The sequence below is a fragment of the Pseudomonas sp. FME51 genome, from assembly GCF_014897305.1.
In genome coordinates, this window is the sequence record NZ_JABUYN010000015.1 from 67,829 (window position 1) to 86,161 (window position 18,333).

At 59.0% G+C, this 18,333-nt stretch carries 15 protein-coding genes; 6 read left to right on the plus strand and 9 right to left on the minus strand.

Going from position 1 to position 18,333, the window contains the following annotated elements; genetic code table 11:
• Nucleotides 1–146: 146 nt before the first annotated feature.
• From folK to dksA, 7 genes are all read right to left on the minus strand, one after another.
• Nucleotides 147–644: a 2-amino-4-hydroxy-6-hydroxymethyldihydropteridine diphosphokinase gene (gene folK / locus INT39_RS19975; RefSeq protein WP_193075728.1), complete on the minus strand. Its 498-nt coding sequence runs from the start codon at nucleotides 642–644 to the stop codon at nucleotides 147–149.
• A complete protein-coding gene (locus INT39_RS19980; RefSeq protein WP_193075729.1) occupies nucleotides 644–2,017 on the minus strand; it encodes a polynucleotide adenylyltransferase PcnB in 1,374 nt (457 codons plus the stop codon). Before INT39_RS19980 ends, folK begins: the two co-directional genes overlap by 1 nt.
• 834 nt (nucleotides 2,018–2,851) lie before the next feature.
• On the minus strand, nucleotides 2,852–4,255 hold the full coding sequence (locus tag INT39_RS19985) for a sigma-54-dependent transcriptional regulator (protein WP_193075730.1): 1,404 nt from the start codon (nucleotides 4,253–4,255) through the stop codon (nucleotides 2,852–2,854).
• 32 nt (nucleotides 4,256–4,287) lie between these two features.
• Nucleotides 4,288–7,233: a sensor histidine kinase gene (locus INT39_RS19990; RefSeq protein ID WP_193075754.1), complete on the minus strand. Its 2,946-nt coding sequence runs from the start codon at nucleotides 7,231–7,233 to the stop codon at nucleotides 4,288–4,290.
• Entirely contained in the window at nucleotides 7,217–7,393 is a 177-nt protein-coding gene (locus INT39_RS19995) for a hypothetical protein (protein WP_036993100.1), read from the minus strand. Before INT39_RS19995 ends, INT39_RS19990 begins: the two co-directional genes overlap by 17 nt.
• Before the next feature lie 66 nt (nucleotides 7,394–7,459).
• A complete protein-coding gene (gluQRS, locus tag INT39_RS20000; RefSeq protein WP_193075731.1) occupies nucleotides 7,460–8,344 on the minus strand; it encodes a tRNA glutamyl-Q(34) synthetase GluQRS in 885 nt (294 codons plus the stop codon).
• Nucleotides 8,345–8,424: 80 nt separating this feature from the next.
• A complete protein-coding gene (dksA, locus tag INT39_RS20005; RefSeq protein ID WP_193075732.1) occupies nucleotides 8,425–8,868 on the minus strand; it encodes an RNA polymerase-binding protein DksA in 444 nt (147 codons plus the stop codon).
• Between dksA and INT39_RS20010 the strand changes: the two genes are divergently transcribed.
• From INT39_RS20010 to sfsA, 3 genes are all read left to right on the plus strand, one after another.
• Complete coding sequence (locus INT39_RS20010; RefSeq protein WP_193075758.1) at nucleotides 8,764–9,051, plus strand: hypothetical protein; 288 nt, start codon at nucleotides 8,764–8,766, stop codon at nucleotides 9,049–9,051. The two genes, dksA and INT39_RS20010, sit on opposite strands and share 105 nt — an antisense overlap.
• Nucleotides 9,052–9,174: 123 nt before the next feature.
• Nucleotides 9,175–10,353 (plus strand): pyridoxal phosphate-dependent aminotransferase, encoded by a 1,179-nt coding sequence (locus tag INT39_RS20015; RefSeq protein ID WP_193075733.1) that lies wholly within the window; start codon nucleotides 9,175–9,177, stop codon nucleotides 10,351–10,353.
• Complete coding sequence (sfsA, locus tag INT39_RS20020; RefSeq protein WP_413468952.1) at nucleotides 10,353–11,057, plus strand: DNA/RNA nuclease SfsA; 705 nt, start codon at nucleotides 10,353–10,355, stop codon at nucleotides 11,055–11,057. The genes INT39_RS20015 and sfsA overlap by 1 nt, the downstream gene beginning before the upstream one ends.
• A 3-nt stretch (nucleotides 11,058–11,060) precedes the next feature.
• Here sfsA and INT39_RS20025 read toward each other — a convergent pair whose 3' ends face one another.
• Both INT39_RS20025 and INT39_RS20030 read right to left on the minus strand, forming a co-directional pair.
• Entirely contained in the window at nucleotides 11,061–11,405 is a 345-nt protein-coding gene (locus INT39_RS20025; RefSeq protein ID WP_226944926.1) for a Rieske (2Fe-2S) protein, read from the minus strand.
• 177 nt (nucleotides 11,406–11,582) lie between these two features.
• Nucleotides 11,583–12,227, minus strand: a complete 645-nt coding sequence (locus INT39_RS20030) for a TetR family transcriptional regulator (RefSeq protein ID WP_193075735.1) — start codon at nucleotides 12,225–12,227, stop codon at nucleotides 11,583–11,585.
• Nucleotides 12,228–12,428: 201 nt separating this feature from the next.
• On the opposite strand from INT39_RS20030, the gene INT39_RS20035 reads away from it, so the two are divergent.
• The 3 genes from INT39_RS20035 to INT39_RS20045 are packed head-to-tail and all read left to right on the plus strand — an operon-like array spanning nucleotide 12,429 to nucleotide 18,139.
• Nucleotides 12,429–13,571 carry an efflux RND transporter periplasmic adaptor subunit gene (locus INT39_RS20035; RefSeq protein WP_193075736.1) on the plus strand — a complete coding sequence of 381 codons (1,143 nt, stop codon included), beginning with the start codon at nucleotides 12,429–12,431 and terminating at the stop codon, nucleotides 13,569–13,571.
• Between the two features lie 6 nt (nucleotides 13,572–13,577).
• On the plus strand, nucleotides 13,578–16,709 hold the full coding sequence (locus INT39_RS20040) for an efflux RND transporter permease subunit (RefSeq protein WP_193075737.1): 3,132 nt from the start codon (nucleotides 13,578–13,580) through the stop codon (nucleotides 16,707–16,709).
• Nucleotides 16,706–18,139: an efflux transporter outer membrane subunit gene (locus INT39_RS20045; RefSeq protein ID WP_193075738.1), complete on the plus strand. Its 1,434-nt coding sequence runs from the start codon at nucleotides 16,706–16,708 to the stop codon at nucleotides 18,137–18,139. The genes INT39_RS20040 and INT39_RS20045 overlap by 4 nt, the downstream gene beginning before the upstream one ends.
• Nucleotides 18,140–18,333: the final 194 nt, after the last annotated feature.

Here is an 18,333-nt window from a genome sequence, read left to right on the forward strand (position 1 = left end):
GTTCCAGTAATTCGGCCTCTCAGAGGCAACATGGCTGTGATCGGCAGGCAGGCGAGCTGTCTGTCGCTCCGCCTGCTCAGGGTGATGACAGCCTCAGCAGTATAGTCTTCCTGACTTGAACGATGATGCTCCAGAAAATACACCTTTCAACCTAAAACGGCGCCGGACAGGCGCTCCAGATCCTCTGATGGGCAGGCATCCAGCAATTGTTGCAGGGCTGTGCCATCAGGCATCCTCAGATCCGCCGCCAATTCTGCCAGCGGATAGAGCACAAAGGAACGGGCGTGCATATGATAATGCGGAACCTGCAGGCGCGGGGTATCAATGATGCGGTCACCATACAGCAGAATATCCAGATCCAGGATGCGCGGTCCCCAGCGTTCCGCTTTGCGTACCCGGCCGCTGCGCTGTTCGATATCCTGCAAACAATCCAGCAGTGCTTCAGGCGGCAAGGCTGTTTCGAGCATGGCCACGGCATTGATGAAGGCTGGCTGATCCTGAGGGCCAAGCGGTGCGCTGCGGTACAGTGAAGAGCGCGCCAGCAGGCAGGACTGCGGCAGCTTCTGCAGTTCGGCGAACGCATTGGTTACCTGCGCAGCGGGATCGGCCTGATTACTGCCAAGGGCAATGAAGCAGCGTTGCATCAACTATCTGACCCACCTGATGGCTTGCGTTTGCGGCGATTACGTGAGCGTTTGGCTGCGGGCTCACCACTCAGCTGCTGGATCATGCGGCGGCGCTCATCGGCGCCGACGTCCTGATAACGGGTCCACCACTGACCCAGTCCGCCGGTCTCTTCGCCGGCCGTTTCGCGTAACAGCAGAAAATCGTAAGCAGCACGAAAACGTGGGTGTTCAAGCAGCTGATCAGCGCGGCGGCCATTGCGTCGCTCCAGCCGTGGTTGCATGTCCCAGATCTCCCGCAGGGGAATGCTGAAGCGTTTGGGAATGGCGGTATGCCGGCACTGTTCGGCAAGCAGTTCGTGGGTGGCCTGCTGCTGTGCGGGAATCAGCGGGATGCCCTGAGCCTGGAGTTCACGGGTGCGCTGCGGCAGCGCCGGCCAGAGCAGTGCAGCAAACAGAAAGGCCGGCGTGACCGGGCGCCCTTGGTGGATACGATCGTCGGTATTGCGCAGGGCCTGACGTATCAGCTTCAGGGTGTAGCCCGGATCTTCGTCGATGGCCTCATCGGTATCGGGGAACAACGGAGCGAACAGATCATAATCCAATAACAGATCGAAAGTCCGTTCACCCTGACCGCTGAGCAGCAACTTGAGAATCTCATCGAACAGCCGTGCAGCGGGGATGTCGTACAGCAGTTCGGCCAGCTCGGGAATCGGCGCCGCGCTATGCGGTTCGATCTCGAAGTTCAGCTTGGCGGCAAAGCGTACTGCGCGCAACATGCGCACCGGGTCTTCCTGGTAGCGCTGTACCGGATCGCCGATCAGGCGCACCCGGGCATTGCGAATATCCTGCAGGCCGTTGGCATAATCATGGATGTTGCCGGTGCAGGGGTCGTAATAGAGCGCGTTGATGGTGAAGTCGCGGCGCTGGGCATCCTGTTCGAGAGTGCCATAGACGTTATCTCGCAGCAGCCGTCCGGATTCGCTCTGCAAGGACTGCTCGCGACCTAGGTCGCTGTCGTCCTCTTCGGCGTGACCCGCGCGGAAAGTGGCCACCTCGATGATCTCACGACCAAAATGCACATGGGCGAGTTTGAAGCGACGGCCGATCAGACGGCAGTTGCGGAAGGTGGCGCGAACCTGTTCCGGCGTGGCGCTGGTGGCGACGTCATAATCCTTGGGGTCCATATCCAGCAGCAGGTCACGCACGCAGCCGCCGACGGCGAAGGCTTGATAACCGGCTTGTTGCAGGCGCTCAACCACATTCACCGCATTACGGCTGATCTGGCGGCGTTGCAGAGCGTGCTGGGTGGGCGGGATTATGGCAGGCGTAGTGCGCCTATGGGCGGGTCGCCCGAAAGGAGAGGGAATCTTTTTCAGTAGCTTGCGAATCATATGAGCGGGGAGTCCACCGGCGTATCCAACCCAGACCTCGAATCCTGTGAAAAACGGTGGCGCCGGATGTCCCTGGCCGCTTGCATTTTACAGAGGCTTCAAAAAGCCGAAGTTAACATGAATGTCATGGGCAAGCACTGGATAGACGGAAGTTCGGGTTCGAATACAGCGTTGCCTGTATCAACAGGCAGCCATTCTAGCGTGAATGACGGGGGATTTGTAGCGAAGTGAAGCTGAAGATAATTCGAGAGGAAAAGCTCAAGGGGAGTGTTCACTCCCCCTAATGGTTTTTTATTGTTGTTGTTTGAGCTGTTTCTTGTTCTTTTGGGCTGGGTGACAGTGTCACCCCGTTAAACCCATCCCGGGTTGCCTAAAGCAAGCGGATTGCTTTGGACGCTTAGGAAGCAGCGGGGGCCAGTATCGGCATCGGAACCTGTAGGTTGCTTGGGCAACTTTTATTCTTCTTGGTTTCCAATCGAACATCCTGTTCGCCTGCTGTAATTCCCACTCTCCAAAAAAATCAGTTTGCTGCACTCGCACGTTTTGTTGTTGTTAGGTGTGGAGCTTAATCTTGTTTTTGTTATGGGGTACTTCCGGTTTTTATTTTTGTTCTGTCAGTAATAAAGCACTTGTCGTGCCATCTTTTTAATTTCGTTTTAAAACAATGGGTTAGGATTTTTTGCAGATTGAGAGAAAGGGGAGAGGGAGGGGTTCGTTACCGTATGCCCCGTTAAAGTGTTACCCCTCGCGGGTCAGGGGTAACAGTTTGTATAGGTGACAGGTAACACTTCATGTGTGGCGGGCATCCTCCGTTTGGAGGAGAAGGAGCAACATTCAGGAGTTGGCCGTCTTCTTGCGCGGAATTCCCAGGCGCTGGCGGCGCTCCCACAGGCATTTCCGACTGATGCCCAACTTGTAAGCCAGCTCGGTTTCGGTCATGTGCTCTTGATGCTCGAGTACGAAATGCTGGAAATAATCCTCCAGTGACAGATCTTCTGCCGGCTCGGTGTTGCTCGTGCTGGGGGAGCGCATGGACTCCAGTGCTGAGGTGGCCTGAGAGGTCCGTTCCTGTTCGATATCCGGTTCGATGCCCAGCAAGTCGGTGGATATTTCGTCTTCATCGCACAAGATTGCTGCACGCTCGATGGCATTTTCCAGTTCGCGAACGTTACCGGGCCACTGGTAGTGGCGGATGGAATCGGTTGCTTCCTTGTTGAAATGCAATGTAGGCGTAGCCATGTTGCGGCCGATACGGGCCAGCAGCGCCTCGGCAATGAGCATGACGTCATCACCGCGTTCGCGCAGGGGCGGCAGGCGCAGTTCGATTACGTTGAGACGATAGTACAGATCCTCACGGAACAGACCCTGGCGTGCCAAAGTCTTCAGGTCGCGGTGGGTTGCCGCCACCAGCCGCACATCCACCTTTTGTGACTGAACGGAACCGACGCGGCGGATCTCGCTTTCCTGCAGGACGCGCAACAGGCGTGCCTGGGCTTCCAGTGGCAGTTCGCCGATTTCATCGAGGAACAGGGTGCCGCCGTTGGCGGCCTCGACCAGACCGGTGCGACCGGCTACGGCACCGGTAAAGGCGCCCTTTTCATGGCCGAACAGTTCCGATTCGATCAGGCTTTCGGGAATGGCCGCACAGTTGACGGAAATCATCGGCGCGCGAGCGCGCGGGGAGTTCTCGTGCAGTGCACGAGCCACCAGCTCCTTGCCGGTACCGGATTCGCCCTGGATCAGCACGGTGGACATGGTCGGTGCCACTTTGCGAATGCGCTTGAACAGCGTCAGCATCGCTGGGCTGGCGCCTATGATGCCCATTTCCTGGGTTTCGGTTTCGGTGGTCGCTGTTGACGGGATTGCCGGGGGCGCGGCTCGGGTTTGTTGATTGGCCTCAATGATGCGGGCGACGGTCTGCAGCATTTCTTCATGATCAAAGGGCTTGGCGATGTAATCCACCGCGCCGAGCTTCATCGAGTCTACCGCCGAGCGCAGGCTGGCGTAGCTGGTCATGATCAGTACCGGTGTATCAGGTGCGCGTCGAATCAGTTCGGTCCCGGGCTCGCCGGGCAGGCGCAGGTCACTGATGATCAGCGCAAACTCGTCCAGGCGGTAATTCTCAACAGCTTCGTGGACGGCGCCGGCTTCACTGACCTGGTAGTGGTGGCGCTCCAGCAATCGCCGTAATGCGGTGCGAATGATGGGTTCGTCTTCAACAACCAGAATATGCGACATATTTACCTCTTGTGGTCACCGTCGACGGCAAATCAGACGGTACCGGAACTAAAGACGCCATAGCGGGGCAGGGTGACGATGAATCGGGTTCCCCGCTGTGTTGCTTCATCGATGGGGCTGTCTACCGTGATCTGACCATAATGCTCCTCGATGATCGAGTAGACCAGTGCGAGTCCAAGACCGGTTCCTGCTCCCGGCTCCTTGGTCGTGAAGAAAGGCTCGAACAGACGATCCTTGAGTTCCCGTTCGACACCGCTGCCCTGGTCTTCCACCATCAACAGAATCTGGTGTTCATCCTGAACCGTGCGGATGGTGACGTTGTCACCGCTGCGGCTGGCATCGCGGGCATTGCCCAGCAGGTTGATCAGAACCTGCACCAGACGCTGGCTGTCACCGGCTACCCGGTGGGCGGTATCGCACAGGTTAACATAGTTGACCTCGGGTCCCTTGCGGTTCAGTGACAGAAGATGGATGGCTTCGTTGGTGCAGGACGCCAGATCCACCTCATCATTGGTGTTGTTGTGCCGGCTGCCGACATGGGCAAAATTGACCATGGACTGGACAATACGCGATACCCGACGAGTTTGGTCAAGTATGTGTTCGGCAGCTTCCAGGGTCTCGGCCTGGTTGGACTCTTCGCGCAGATTCTGCGCCAGACAGGCGATGCCGGTGATGGGGTTGCCGATTTCATGGGCTACCCCGGCGGCCAGTCGACCGATGGAGGCCAGGCGTTCGGAGTGGATCAGCTCATCCTCGAGCATCTGCGTCTCCGTCTGATCCTCGATCAGCAGTACCAGACCGCCGCGGGCATTGCCCGGCTCGTCGATCGCTGCCTTGTGCAGACTCAACCACTGGGTCTGACCGTTGTTGAGCAGCTTCTGTTTGTGCAGATGCGCCGACTCATCGTTGACAAAGCGCTCCAGCAGATCATTCCACGGGGCGGGCAGATTTTCCAGCCGGGAACCGATTACGCTGTCGGCGGCGATACCGGTCAGCTCCTGCAAGGCACGGTTCCACATCAGCACTTCCTTGTCCTCGGCCAGCGAGCATACGCCCATCGGCAGATCCTGCAGGGTCTGACGATGATAGCGACGCAGTGCATCCAGTTCCGCAGCCAGGCCGGTCAGCCGTGAATGATAGTCCTCCAGGCGATTCTCGATGAAGTGGATGTCTTCAGTAACGTATCCGTTACGGGCCAGCTTGAAGGGCAGGAAGGTCTCGATCATCTCCTGGGCCACCGCCGGCCCCATCAGTCCGGAAAGGTTGGCCTCCAGCCGATCGCGCAGGCGCCGCAGGGCATAGGGACGGCGCTCGTCAAAGCGCAATTTGAGATCGCGCAGTGCCTGCTCGACTTCCTGTTGTGCCGCTTTATTGCCCAATGGCTTGGCCAGCTGCTGGGCAAACTCTTGAGGTGAACTGGCGACCAGCTCCATGCGCTGTGGCCTTCTGACGTTGTCCACCAGGCAGGCTTCCGCTGCACTGACTTCATCGGTCGGGCGTTGAGTAAACAACGAAATCAATGTGAAGACGACGATGTTGGTCGTCAGCGACACTATGGCGGAAACGTGCCAGGACTCGGCATCCAGTGTCAGCTGCAGTCCCGCAATGTGCAGGGTTTCGATGCCGGTGATCATCGGCAATAACAGGGTCAGCGTCCAGATGGTCATGCCGGCGATCAGTCCGCCGATGAAGCCGCGATGGTTGGCCTGTTGCCAATACAGGACGGACAAGGCACCGGGCAGAAACTGCACGGTAGCCACGAAGGAAGTGATACCCAGGTTGGACAGGTGTTGATCGGTACCCAGCAATCGATAGAAGCCGTAACTGGCCATGATGATGGCGGCAATCAGACCGCGTCGCGTCCATAGCAGCCAACGGTAGATATTGTTGTCGGCACTCGGTTGATAGACCGGCAGCACCATATGGTTGAGCACCATGCCCGACAGCGCCAGCGTCACCACGATGATCAGCCCACTGGCGGCGGAAATACCGCCGATGAAGGCTACCAGTGTCAGCCAGTCGGCGCCGGCGGCGACGCCGAGCCCCAGGGTGTAGTACTCGGCATTGGTCGGCACATTGAGATACAGACCGGCCCAGAGAATCGGCGGTACCGCCAGGCTCATGAGCAACAGGAACAAGGGTAGTCCCCAGCTGGCCGAGCTCAATGCTCTGGGGTTCAGGTTTTCGGTGAATGCCATGTGGTACATGTGTGGCATGACAATCGCTGCGGCAAAGAACACCAGCAACAGGGTCCGCCATGGACCCTCCTGCAATGGGCTGTGCAGGGTCTTCAAGGCTTCCTGATTATGGCTCAGCCACAGCTCCAGGCCGGCTGGCCCCTCAAACACCACGAACAGGGCATACAGACCGACTGCGGACAGACATACCAGCTTGACCAGCGACTCGAAGGCAATGGCAAATACCAGCCCTTCGTGTTTTTCCCGGGCCGAAATATGTCGGGCGCCGAACAGGATGGCGAACAGAATGATCAGCAGACAGAACCCCAGTGCTACCGGTCGCTGGCGTGGATCATGGGTCAGTATCTGTACCGAGTCGGCCACTGCCTGAATCTGCAGCGCCAACAGCGGCAACATGCTCAGTAGCATGAACACTGTGGTCAGGGTGCCGGCCCAGGTACTGCGAAAGCGGAAGGCGAACAGGTCTGCCAGGGATGACAGCTGATAGGTGCGGGTTATCCGCAGAATGGGGTTGAGCAGCACCGGTGCCAACAGAAAAGCACCGCATACGCCCAGATAATAGGTCAGGAAGCCGTAACCGTACTGATAGGCCAGGCCGACCGTGCCATAAAAAGCCCAGGCACTGGCATATACGCCGATCGACAAGGTGTAGACCACCGGGTGGCGCACCAGCGCTGCTGGCACCAGGCCTCGCTCGGTGGCCCAGGCCACACTGAACAGGATGATCAGGTAGGCGACGCTGAGCAGTATCAGCAGACTCAGTTCAAAGCTCATCGGTATCCCTTGGGCTCTGCAGCAGCATGCCGGCAATGATCAGGATCAGCCACAACACGTAGGGGCGATACCAGGCACCCATGGGCTCGATCCACCAATCCATGATGGCCGGAGAGAACAGGTAGATGCCGATGACCAGCAGCAATACCAGGCGGTAAATATACATGGAGAACACCCTTGGACAGTGCAGCGATGGTAATCATGCGCGGTTGGGTTGTCACCCTGAGGGCGTTCAGATTGTTGGGTCCAGTATGTGCCGCTTTGCTGGCAGCCGGTCCGGTTGCCAGTGTGCCACGGCCCAGTCGAGCTGCTCGCTGATGGGGGCGGTGCTCAGTTGTGAGGGCGGATTTTGCGCCAGCACGCTGAGTGCGCGGTACAGGGTGGCGGTGGCCTGGCGGGGTTCCAGTGGGGTCGAGCCGAGGCGTTTGCTGAGCTTTTCGCCGTCATGGCGCATCACCAATGGCACATGCAGATAGCGCGGCGCCGGTTGCTGCAGCAGCTGGTATAAACATAGTTGCCGGGGCGTGGAGTCCAGCAGGTCGGCACCACGTACGATATCGGTTACCTGCTGGGCAATATCGTCGATCACCACCGCCAGCTGATAGGCGATGATGCCGTCGCGTCGACGGATGATGAAGTCCCCCGACGTGGTAGCCGGTTGCTGGCGGAACGCGCCTTGCAGGCGATCCTGGAAAACCATTGTCTGGTCGCTGACCCGCAGGCGCACGGCATGATCTGCTGCAGCGGGCAGGCCTCGCTCCCGGCAGATGCCCGGATAGACTCCACCATGATTGAGAATGGTCTGGCGTGAGCAGTCGCAATGATAGGCCTGGCCGTTTTCCAGCCAGTCATCGATCACCTGCTGATAGAGCGCAAGCCGATCACTCTGGCGCACGACCTCGCCATCCCAATGCAGGCCATAGGCGTCAAGAGTATGCAGAATATGGTCAGTGGCGCCAGGCACGTTACGCGGGGTATCGAGATCCTCGACCCGGACCAACCATTGCCCTTGATGATGGCGTGCGTCCAGATAGCTGGCGACGGCGGCCAGCAGCGAACCGAAATGCAGATAACCACTGGGAGTAGGGGCGAAGCGCCCTATATAGGGGGAGGGCATGGCGGCGCGGCCTTGCAGGATGAGTCGATCTGCGGCAGACGGCTGCAGGTGCGGCTGTCTGCCCTCAGGTCTGATGCGGATCAGCCGCCGATCTGCTTTTCCTTGATTTCGGCCAGCGTTTTGCAATCGATGCAAAGGGTGGCCGTAGGGCGGGCTTCGAGACGGCGAATGCCGATTTCAACGCCGCAGGAGTCGCAGAAGCCGTAATCGTCATCCTCGATGTTCTGCAGAGTCTGATCGATCTTCTTGATCAGTTTGCGCTCACGATCGCGGGTACGCAGCTCCAGGCTGAATTCTTCTTCCTGGCTGGCGCGGTCGGCCGGGTCGGGGAAGTTGGCTGCCTCGTCCTGCATGTAGGACACGGTGCGGTCAACTTCTTCCATCAGTTCGCGCTTCCAGCCATTGAGGATGTTGGCGAAATGCTCGAGCTGGCGCTCGTTCATGTACTCCTCGCCTTTTTCTTCCTTGTATGGAACGAAGCCGCGAATCAACACTGCATTCTTTTCTTTGGTATTGCTGGGCATGAGAACAGCCTCACTTTTAGCTCAATCATCCTGTGCCAGGTCGACACCACTATTATTGACCGGCGGGGGTGCGGCCTGTGGCCTGCGAGCGGGCAAAACTACCAGAACCCGATCCGCGAAGCTACTTTTTGCCGCGGTAAAATTATTTCCGAAATCCATGGCAGTCAGCATAGCCCTAAATGACAGAAGGTTGCGGGTCGTTGGTTTGGTTTTATTTCGATGTTCTACGGGGGCATCTGTTTTGGCGCAGGACCGGTGCCACGGGTATCATGGCGTATTTTGCCGGCGGGTGAGGCGGAGGTAGTCATGTTGAAACAGCGCTGGGCGCGCCGTATCGGGGAGATCGAGCCCTTTCATGTCATGGCGGTGCTGGAGCGGGCCAAGGCGCTTGAGGCGCAAGGACGCGATGTCATCCACATGGAAATCGGCGAGCCGGATTTCGGCACGCCGGAGCCCATCATACGTGCGGGTCAAGCCGCTCTCGCCGCCGGCCATACCGACTATACCCCGGCGTTGGGGCTTCCTGCGTTGCGTGAGGCGGTGGCGGGTTTCTATCAGCAGCGTTACGGGATCAATCTTGACCCGCGGCGAGTAGTGATCACGCCGGGCGGTTCTGGCGCGCTGCTGCTGGTCAGCGCATTGTTGGTTGATCCCGGCAACAAGGTGTTGATGGCCGATCCGGCCTACCCATGCAATCGGCATTTTCTGCGACTGGTTGAAGGGCAGGCGACGCTGATTCCTGCTGATGCGCACAGCGGCTATCAGCTGACGGCTGAGATGGTGGAGCAACACTGGGACGCGGATAGCGCGGCGGTGCTCTGCGCCTCGCCGGCCAACCCCTCCGGCAGTGTGCTCAGTCGGGAGCAGCTCAAGTCGCTGGCGGACACGACGCGGCGGTTGGGCGGACAGTTGATTGTGGATGAGATCTACCACGGTCTGACTTACGGCTGCGAGGCTGCCTCTGTGCTGGAGGTGGCGCCCGATGCCTGGGTACTGAACAGCTTTTCCAAATATTTCGGGATGACCGGCTGGCGGCTGGGTTGGCTGATCGCCCCTGAAGCGGCGGTGCCGGAATTGGAGAAGCTGGCGCAGAACCTGTACATATGTGCGCCGCATCTGTCACAGCGGGCGGCGCTGGCTGCCTTCAGTGAGGAAAGTCTGACCATCTGTGAAGCGCGCCGTGAGGCTTTCCATCGCCGTCGCGACTTTCTGCTGCCAGCGTTGCGGGAGCTGGGATTCGGCATTCCGCAGACGCCCGATGGTGCCTTTTACCTGTATGCCGACGCCAGCGCCTTCGGCACCGACAGTCAGCGCCTCTGCCAGCATCTGATCGAAACTGAGCATGTCGCCATCACCCCGGGTCTGGATTTCGGTCACTATCGCTCGACTGAACATGTGCGGTTCGCCTATGCCAATTCCCTGGAACGTCTCGAGCAGGCAGTGGAGCGTATCGCACGCGGTCTGCAGAGTTGGCCGGGATGTTGATTCCTTATCAGCCGGACTTGATTGCCGGCACGCTGGTGCAGCGTTACAAGCGCTTTCTGGCGGATGTTCGATTGGATGATGGGCGCGAACTGACAGTACACTGCCCCAACACCGGGTCGATGAAAAACTGCGGTGAGCCGGGGAGTCGGGTTTGGGTTACGCTGCAACAGCGGCCGGGGCGCAAGCTGCCGGGCACCTGGGAGCTGGTGGAAGCCGCACCAGGGGAGCTGGCCTGCATTCATAGCGCGCGGGCCAACAGCGTTATTGGAGCGGCGCTTGCGGCGGGGCTGATTGCGCCGTTGGCTGGCTATCCCGGTATTCGTCGCGAGGTAACCCTGACGCCGGGCGGTAGTCGCTTCGATTTTCTGCTTGCCAGCGAATCGGAGAGCTGCGTGGTGGAGGTCAAGAGCGTGACGCTGGCACTGGGAGAAGGTGTGGGTGCATTTCCGGATGCGGTCAGTTTACGAGGACAGAAACACCTGCGTGAGCTGACGCTGTTGGCGCAGTCGGGGCAGCATGCCTGTCTGCTGTTCTGCGTTATGCACAGCGGTATCCGCAGCGTACGGCCGGCGGATCACATCGATTCGGTGTACGGTCAGCTGCTGCGCGAGGCCGCCGCAGCGGGGGTGCTGGTACTGGCATGGTCGATCAAGCCGACTCCGCTGGGGCTGGAAGTGCTCGGGCAGTTACCGGTGATGCTCTGAAAATCAGATCAGCCAGACCTGACCGTCTTCAATACGGCAGGCAATGGGCGTGAGGCTTGCGCCGCTGCACGGGCCGGCCACGCACTCGCCTGACTCGGGTAGAAACAGCGCACCATGGCTGGCGCACTGGATCAGTCGACCGGAGCTGTCGAGGAACTGGTCCGGCACCCACTCCAGCGGAATGCTGCGGTGCGGGCAGCGGTTGGCGTAGACGAATATCTGCGAGCCCTGGCGTACAGCGAACAGTTGCCGGCCCTGCACGAGAAAGCCCTTGCTGCCAGGGTCGGCGATGTCATCGAGTTGGCACAGGGCAACAGCTTGGTTGTCGGTTGGTTGTTTCATGCTCATATTGTCTCTGCCCGGCCCAACCAAGGCCAGCGTGCGTGGCAAAAGGAATATTCATGCAGATTGCTGCTCGGCTGCGACTGGTCATTTTCATTGTGTTGACTGTGTTGGTCCGTGCGCGCAGCCGGGGCGAATTCTGAAACTGTCTTCAGTGGACTACAATGATTGCTGCACTGGCAGTCAGTGCGGCTCTGAGGGTCGCATTGCCGGACTGTTCTGCAACATCTCGATAACCGTTCGGGCGAGTTGATCGGCACGCTCAGCCAGAGAGAAGTCCTCGGGGCGGAGCAGCCAGATGTCGAGCATGCCGATAACGAAGGCATGCAGACTGCGGGCAGCCATGGGTACATCCAGCTCAGCGGCCAGCTGACCCTTGGAAATGGCATTGCGCAATGCGCTTTCCAGCTTGCTGTCTGATTGCAGGCGCAGCTGGCGCATATATTCACGCAGATCACACATTTGGTCGGTATATTCGCACTTGTGAAAGACGATTTCGTTGATGCGTCGGGTGGTAGGGTCTCGTTCGGCTTGACGGAATACTTCGACTATCATGGCCTGCAGGCGGCCGAGCGGGTCAGGCTCGTCACTGTTGCGGCTGGCTTCTTCCAGATGCTGGATCGGGGTCTTGGCGCGCACCAGCAGTGCATCAAGCACTTCGCCCTTGTTTTCGAAATGCCAGTAGATTGCTCCGCGGGTGACTCCGGCTGTTTTGGCTATTTCGGCCAGGGAGGTGTGCGAAACGCCTTTTTTGAAAAAACACAGCTCTGCCGCATCGATGATCTGATTACGGGTTTCCAGGGCTTCCTGCTTGGTGCGTCTGGCCATTGGTTTCTCTGAATTGACTACGGGCTCTCTGGACAATAGAGGTCCGCTGATAGGCGAGGTCGATAACGTAAAAGATGTTAGCCAATGTGAAAACAACTTACAAACATTCGTGGATGTAAGTATTATTGTGCTCCATCGAAATGAGTCGGTTTCCGTTATCGTCTTTGCTGACCACACTATTTTCCAAAAGGTGCCCCGCCCATGCCAGTCAAGTCAGTTCGCGCTGCCCTGATCCCCTTGCTCGCCGTAACCGCTTTACTCAGCGCCTGCGGTGATTCAGAAGCGCCGCCAGATCAGACGGCTCAGATACCGCAGGTGGGTGTTGTCACCATCGCCAGCGAGAGTTTCCTGATGACGTCCGAGCTGCCGGGGCGCACCAAGGCGTATCGGGTAGCTGAAGTGCGACCGCAGGTGAATGGCATTATCCAGAAGCGCCTGTTCGAGGAGGGCAGCGAGGTCAACGCGGGGCAGCAGCTATATCAGATCGATGCCTCTGTCTATGAAGCTGCACTGAAAAGCGCCGAGGCAAACCGGCTGTCGACCAATACGCTGGCTGAACGCTATGAGCTGTTGGTAGAGGATCGGGCGGTCAGTCAGCAGGCCTACGATGAGGCTCGGGCAGCCAAATTGCAGGCCGATGCTGCACTGGAGCGGGCGCGGATCGATGTACGCTATACCCGTGTATCGGCGCCGATTTCCGGGCGTATCGGTCGCTCCGCAGTGACCGAAGGGGCATTGGTCAGCAATGGTCAGGCCCAAGCGCTGGCTACCATTCAACAGTTGGATCCTATTTATGTCGATGTGACTCAGCCGGCACGTGACCTGCTGGCGCTGCGTCGGGATCTGGATGCCGGCCGGCTGGAGCGGGCGGGTGACAACGCGGCCAAGGCGATCTTGCGGTTGGAGGACGGGTTCGAGTATGAACACGAAGGCGAGTTGGAGTTTTCCGAGGTATCGGTTGATGCCAGCACCGGCTCGGTGACCCTGCGCGCGGTGTTCCCGAACCCTGACCGTATCCTGCTGCCGGGTATGTTCGTGCATGCACAGCTGGTTGCCGGCGAGCGGAGCGAGGCCATTCTGGCTCCCCAGCAGGGCGTCACGCGTAATCCGCGCGGTCAGGCGATAGCGATGCTGGTGAATGCTGACAATCAGGTTGAACAGCGCATCATCCAGACCGAGCGTACTGTTGGCAATCGCTGGTTGATCAGCGAAGGACTGGATGTCGGTGATCGTCTGATCACCGAGGGACTGCACATGGTCCTGCCGGGGATGACGGTCGAGCCGGTTCCCGCTACCAATGTCGATAATGCCGGTACGGTCAATACAGCCGAACAGGAAGGATAATTCCGCATGCCACGTTATTTCATCGACCGTCCGATCTTTGCCTGGGTGCTGGCCATCCTGGTCATGCTGATGGGCGGGTTGGCCGTTCTCGGCCTGCCAGTCAACCAGTATCCGAGCATTGCGCCGCCGGCGGTCAATATTGCGGTCAACTACCCCGGGGCATCTGCGCAGACGGTGCAAGACACGGTAGCTCAGGTAATCGAACAGCAGCTTAACGGTATCGATGGCTTGCGCTATATCAAGTCCGAAAGCGGCTCTGATGGCAGCATGCGCATCACCGTCACCTTCGATCAGGAAGTCGACCCGGATATCGCGCAGGTGCAGGTGCAGAACAAGCTGCAGTTGGCCACACCGATGTTGCCCCAGGAAGTGCAGCAACAGGGCATCCGCGTTACCAAGGCGTCATCCAACTTTCTCATGGTGGTTGGCCTGATCTCGGCTGATGGCAGCATGAACAACGAGGATCTCTCGGATTTTGTTATTTCCACGATCCAGGACCCGATTTCCCGCACTAACGGGGTGGGCGACTTCCAGGTGTTCGGCTCGGCGTATTCCATGCGTATCTGGCTGGATCCGGAAAAGCTGAATCGCTTTCAACTGACGCCGGTCGACGTACGCAACGCCATCGCCGCGCAGAACGTGCAGGTCTCCGGCGGGCAACTGGGTGGTGCGCCTGCAGTGCCCGGTCAGCAGCTCAACGCTACCATCATTGGCAAGACCCGCTTCGAGACGCCGGAGCAGTTTCGCAATATTCTGATGAAGGTCAACAGCGACGGCTCGCAGGTACGTCTGGGTGATATTGCGCGGGTCGAACTGGGTGCACAGAACTCCAGTTTCCGTGCGCTGTATAACGGCCAGGATGCCACAGGTATGGCGATCCAGCTGGCCACCGGGGCCAACGCGCTGGATACTACCGAAGCAGTGAAGCAGACCATTGCCGACCTGCAGCCTTTCTTCCCACCGGGTGTCGAGGTGGTTTACCCGTTCGAGACCGCGCCGGTGGTATCCGAATCCATCACCGGCGTGGTGTACACGCTGATGGAAGCGATCGTGCTGGTGTTTTTGGTGATGTACCTGTTCCTGCAGAATTTCCGGGCTACCCTGATTCCGACGCTGGCCGTGCCGGTGGTGATCTTGGGTACCTTCGGTGTGTTATCGCTGTTCGGCTTCAGTATCAATATCCTGACCATGTTCGCCATGGTACTAGCCATCGGTATTCTGGTGGATGACGCGATCGTGGTGGTGGAGAACGTCGAGCGGGTCATGGCCGAGGACGGTTTGTCACCGTTGGAGGCGACCCGCAAGTCCATGGACCAGATCCAGGGCGCGCTGATCGGTATCGGGCTGGTATTATCCGCGGTATTCATACCGATGGCCTTCTTCGGTGGTTCCACCGGGGTGATCTATCGCCAGTTCGCCATCACCATCGCGTCGGCGATGACTCTGTCGGTGCTGGTCGCGCTGATCTTTACGCCGGCGCTGTGCGCAACCATTCTCAAGCCGATTCCCAAAGGCCATAGCCAGGAGAAGCGTGGCTTCTTCGGCTGGTTCAACCGTACCTTCGAGCGTGGCGTCAATCACTACGAGAAAGGCGTGGTTGCCGTGCTCAAGCGCAAGGCGCCCTATCTGCTGCTCTATGTGGTGATCGTCGGCGCGATGGTGATGCTGTTCGGCAAGTTGCCCAGCTCGTTCCTGCCGGATGAGGACCAGGGCGTGATGTTCGTCCAGGTGCTGGGTCCGGCTGGTTCAACCATGGAACGGACGCAGAAGACCGTGGATGGTATGCGTGAAAAGCTGCTCACCGAGGAGAGCGATATCGTTGAGTCGGTATTTACCGTAACCGGCTTCAGTTTCGCCGGTCGCGGTCAGAACGCCGCCATCGCCTTCGTCGGCCTCAAACCCTGGAGCGAACGGACCGAAGAGGGTATGAGCGTGTTCAACCTGGTCGAGCGGGCTGAGCAGCACTTTGCCGGCTTCCGGGATGCCGCGGTCATGGCATTCGCGCCACCCGCGGTCATGGCATTGGGTAATGCCACCGGTTTCAACTTCTTCCTGCAGGACAATGCCGGGCTGGGCCACGAGACCTTGATGCAGGCGCGTAACCAGTTGCTGGGGTTGGCTGCAAAAAGCGACATCCTGACCGCTGTCCGGCCGAATGGCTTGAATGACGAACCGCAGTACAAGCTGATCATTGATGATGAAAAGGCCCAGGTACTCGGAGTGGCACTCAGTGACGTCAACAGCACTCAATCGATTGCCTGGGGTTCCAGCTACGTCAACGACTTCATTGATCGTGGCCGGGTAAAGAAGGTGTATCTGCAGGGTGAGGCGGATGCGCGGATGAACCCTGAGGATCTGGATAAATGGTTCGTGCGCAACAACCAGGGGGAAATGGTGCCGTTCAGTGCATTTGCCACCGGGGAGTGGATCTATGGTCCGCCGAAACTGGCACGCTACAACGGTGTGCTGGCCATGGAAATCCAGGGTGAAGCGGCGCCGGGCTACAGTACCGGGGATGCCATGGCAGAAATTGAACGTCTGGCCGCTGAGCTTCCGACTGGGGTCGGGGTGGACTGGACGGGTCTGTCCTATGAGGAACGCATCTCGGGAGACCAGGCACCGGCGTTGTATGCCCTGTCGCTGCTGGTGGTGTTCCTGTGTCTGGCGGCTCTGTATGAAAGCTGGTCGATCCCGTTCGCAGTCATGTTGGTGGTACCACTGGGTGTGATCGGTGCGCTGTTGGCGACCATGGGGCGCGGGCTGGATAATGACGTGTTCTTCCAGGTGGGCCTGCTGACCACTATCGGTCTGACGGCCAAGAACGCTATTCTGATCGTCGAGTTTGCCAAGGACCTGCGTGAACAAGGCATGTCGCTGGTTGATGCCGCTGTGCAGGCGTGCCGTATGCGCTTGCGCCCCATCATCATGACTTCGCTGGCCTTTACTCTGGGCGTTGTGCCGCTGGCCATTGCCAGTGGTGCGGGCGCAGGCAGTTCCCATGCGATCGGTACCGGGGTGGTAGGCGGCATGCTCACGGCAACGGTGCTGGTGATCTTCTGGGTACCGCTGTTCTATGTGCTGGTGTCTTCGCTGTTCTCGCGCAAGGTCAGCTACGATGACAAGGAGGAAACACAGTGAAACGGTCTTTGATGTGTCTGGCTGTGTTGGGAGTCTTGAGCGGCTGCTCGATGATTCCCGAATATGAGCGTCCCACCTCGCCGGTAGCTGATGTCTGGCCGACGGGGGAAACCTACGCGCCGCAGAATTCCGAAACTCAGGCAATGAACCTCGGTTGGCAGGATTTTTTCCAGGATCGGCAGCTGCAGCGCCTGATCGGTATTGCCCTGGCAAATAACCGCGACCTGCGAATCGCTGTGCTGAATGTGGAAGCCTATCGTTCGTTATACGGGATTCAGCGTGCCGCGGTATTCCCGGATGTAACGGCTGACGGCAGCGGCACACGCACACGCACACCGGAGGGGCTCAGCCCAACCGGCGAGGCAACCACTGGCGGGCAGTATTCTGCAACCTTGGGTGTGGCCTGGGAACTGGACCTGTTCGGCCGACTGAACAGCCTCAGTGCACAGGCGCTGGAAGAGTATCTGGCCAGCGAAGCCACGCAGCGCAGTGTGCAGATCAGTCTGATTGCCAGCGTCGCCAACAGCTACCTGACCTGGCAGGCTGATCGCGAGTTGCTCGCGGTTACCGGGCAGACTCTGGCAGCCTACGAGAACAGTCTGTCGCTGGTGCAGCGCAGCTACGATGTAGGTGTTGCTTCGACCCTGGAGCTGACCCAGGCGCGCACTGCGGTGGAAACCGCACGCTCTGCGCAGGCGCAGTATCGTCGGCTGGTGGCGCAGGATCGCAACGCCTTGACCCAGTTGCTTGGCCAGAACATCCCGCTGGACGATGTGGAAGCTGGCGGGCTGGACATGGAGCTGCTGGCTGATCTGCCGGTCGGGTTACCATCCGAGCTGCTGTTCAAGCGCCCGGATATTGTCGCCGCCGAGCATCAACTGTTGGCGGCGAATGCCAGTATCGGTGCGGCACGGGCGGCATTCTTTCCGAGTATTAGGTTGACGGGTGCAGCGGGCAGCGCCAGCAACGACCTGTCCGATCTGTTCGACAGCGGGTCGGGCTACTGGAACTTCATGCCCAGTATCAGTATTCCGATCTTCAACGCCGGACGGCTGCGGGCGAACCTCGATTACACGGAAATCTCCCGTGATATTCGGGTGGCCCAGTATGAGCAGACGATCCAGGATGCATTCCGGGATGTGGCGGACGGTCTGGCGGCCCATGAAACCTATGCCGAGCAGGTGCAGGCCCAGCGCAATTTGCTGGATGTCAGTGAGCGTTACTACAGGGTCGCCGAGCAGCGTTACCGGACCGGTGTGGACAGTCACCTGACCTTGCTCGATGCGCAGCGGCAATTGCTGTCGGCGCAGCAGCAGCTGGTCAACGACCGTCGCAATCAGCTGATCAGTGAAGTGAATCTGTTCAAGGCGTTGGGCGGTGGCTGGCAAATCGAAGATACGGCTGCCGCTTCGACAGTCCCCGAGGTCTGATAATGGAACCGGGCTGCGTCAGCGTCGCTGGCGCGGTTCAATGTCGTGGTTTTCGGGTGGGTGTCAGGTAAAAAAATGGCCCGCTCAAAAGAGCGGGCCGAAGCCGTGATTAGCCTGATGAGGAGATAACCGTTTGTCTCGCGACAGTCTGTTATCCAAGCCGCCTTGCGGCGACTTGTTGCTAATAATAACCG

Excerpts from the sequence above, each read along its gene's own strand:
- folK (WP_193075728.1), bottom strand. The coding sequence starts at position 644 with ATGCAACGCTGCTTCATTGCCCTTGGCAGTAATCAGGCCGATCCCGCT.
- INT39_RS19980 (WP_193075729.1), bottom strand. The coding sequence starts at position 2,017 with ATGATTCGCAAGCTACTGAAAAAGATTCCCTCTCCTTTCGGGCGACCC.
- INT39_RS19985 (WP_193075730.1), bottom strand. The coding sequence starts at position 4,255 with ATGTCGCATATTCTGGTTGTTGAAGACGAACCCATCATTCGCACCGCA.
- INT39_RS19995 (WP_036993100.1), bottom strand. The coding sequence starts at position 7,393 with ATGTATATTTACCGCCTGGTATTGCTGCTGGTCATCGGCATCTACCTG.
- gluQRS (WP_193075731.1), bottom strand. The coding sequence starts at position 8,344 with ATGCCCTCCCCCTATATAGGGCGCTTCGCCCCTACTCCCAGTGGTTAT.
- INT39_RS20010 (WP_193075758.1), top strand. The coding sequence starts at position 8,764 with ATGCTCGAGCTGGCGCTCGTTCATGTACTCCTCGCCTTTTTCTTCCTT.
- dksA (WP_193075732.1), bottom strand. The coding sequence starts at position 8,868 with ATGCCCAGCAATACCAAAGAAAAGAATGCAGTGTTGATTCGCGGCTTC.
- INT39_RS20015 (WP_193075733.1), top strand. The coding sequence starts at position 9,175 with ATGTTGAAACAGCGCTGGGCGCGCCGTATCGGGGAGATCGAGCCCTTT.
- INT39_RS20025 (WP_226944926.1), bottom strand. The coding sequence starts at position 11,405 with ATGAGCATGAAACAACCAACCGACAACCAAGCTGTTGCCCTGTGCCAA.
- INT39_RS20030 (WP_193075735.1), bottom strand. The coding sequence starts at position 12,227 with ATGGCCAGACGCACCAAGCAGGAAGCCCTGGAAACCCGTAATCAGATC.
- INT39_RS20035 (WP_193075736.1), top strand. The coding sequence starts at position 12,429 with ATGCCAGTCAAGTCAGTTCGCGCTGCCCTGATCCCCTTGCTCGCCGTA.
- INT39_RS20040 (WP_193075737.1), top strand. The coding sequence starts at position 13,578 with ATGCCACGTTATTTCATCGACCGTCCGATCTTTGCCTGGGTGCTGGCC.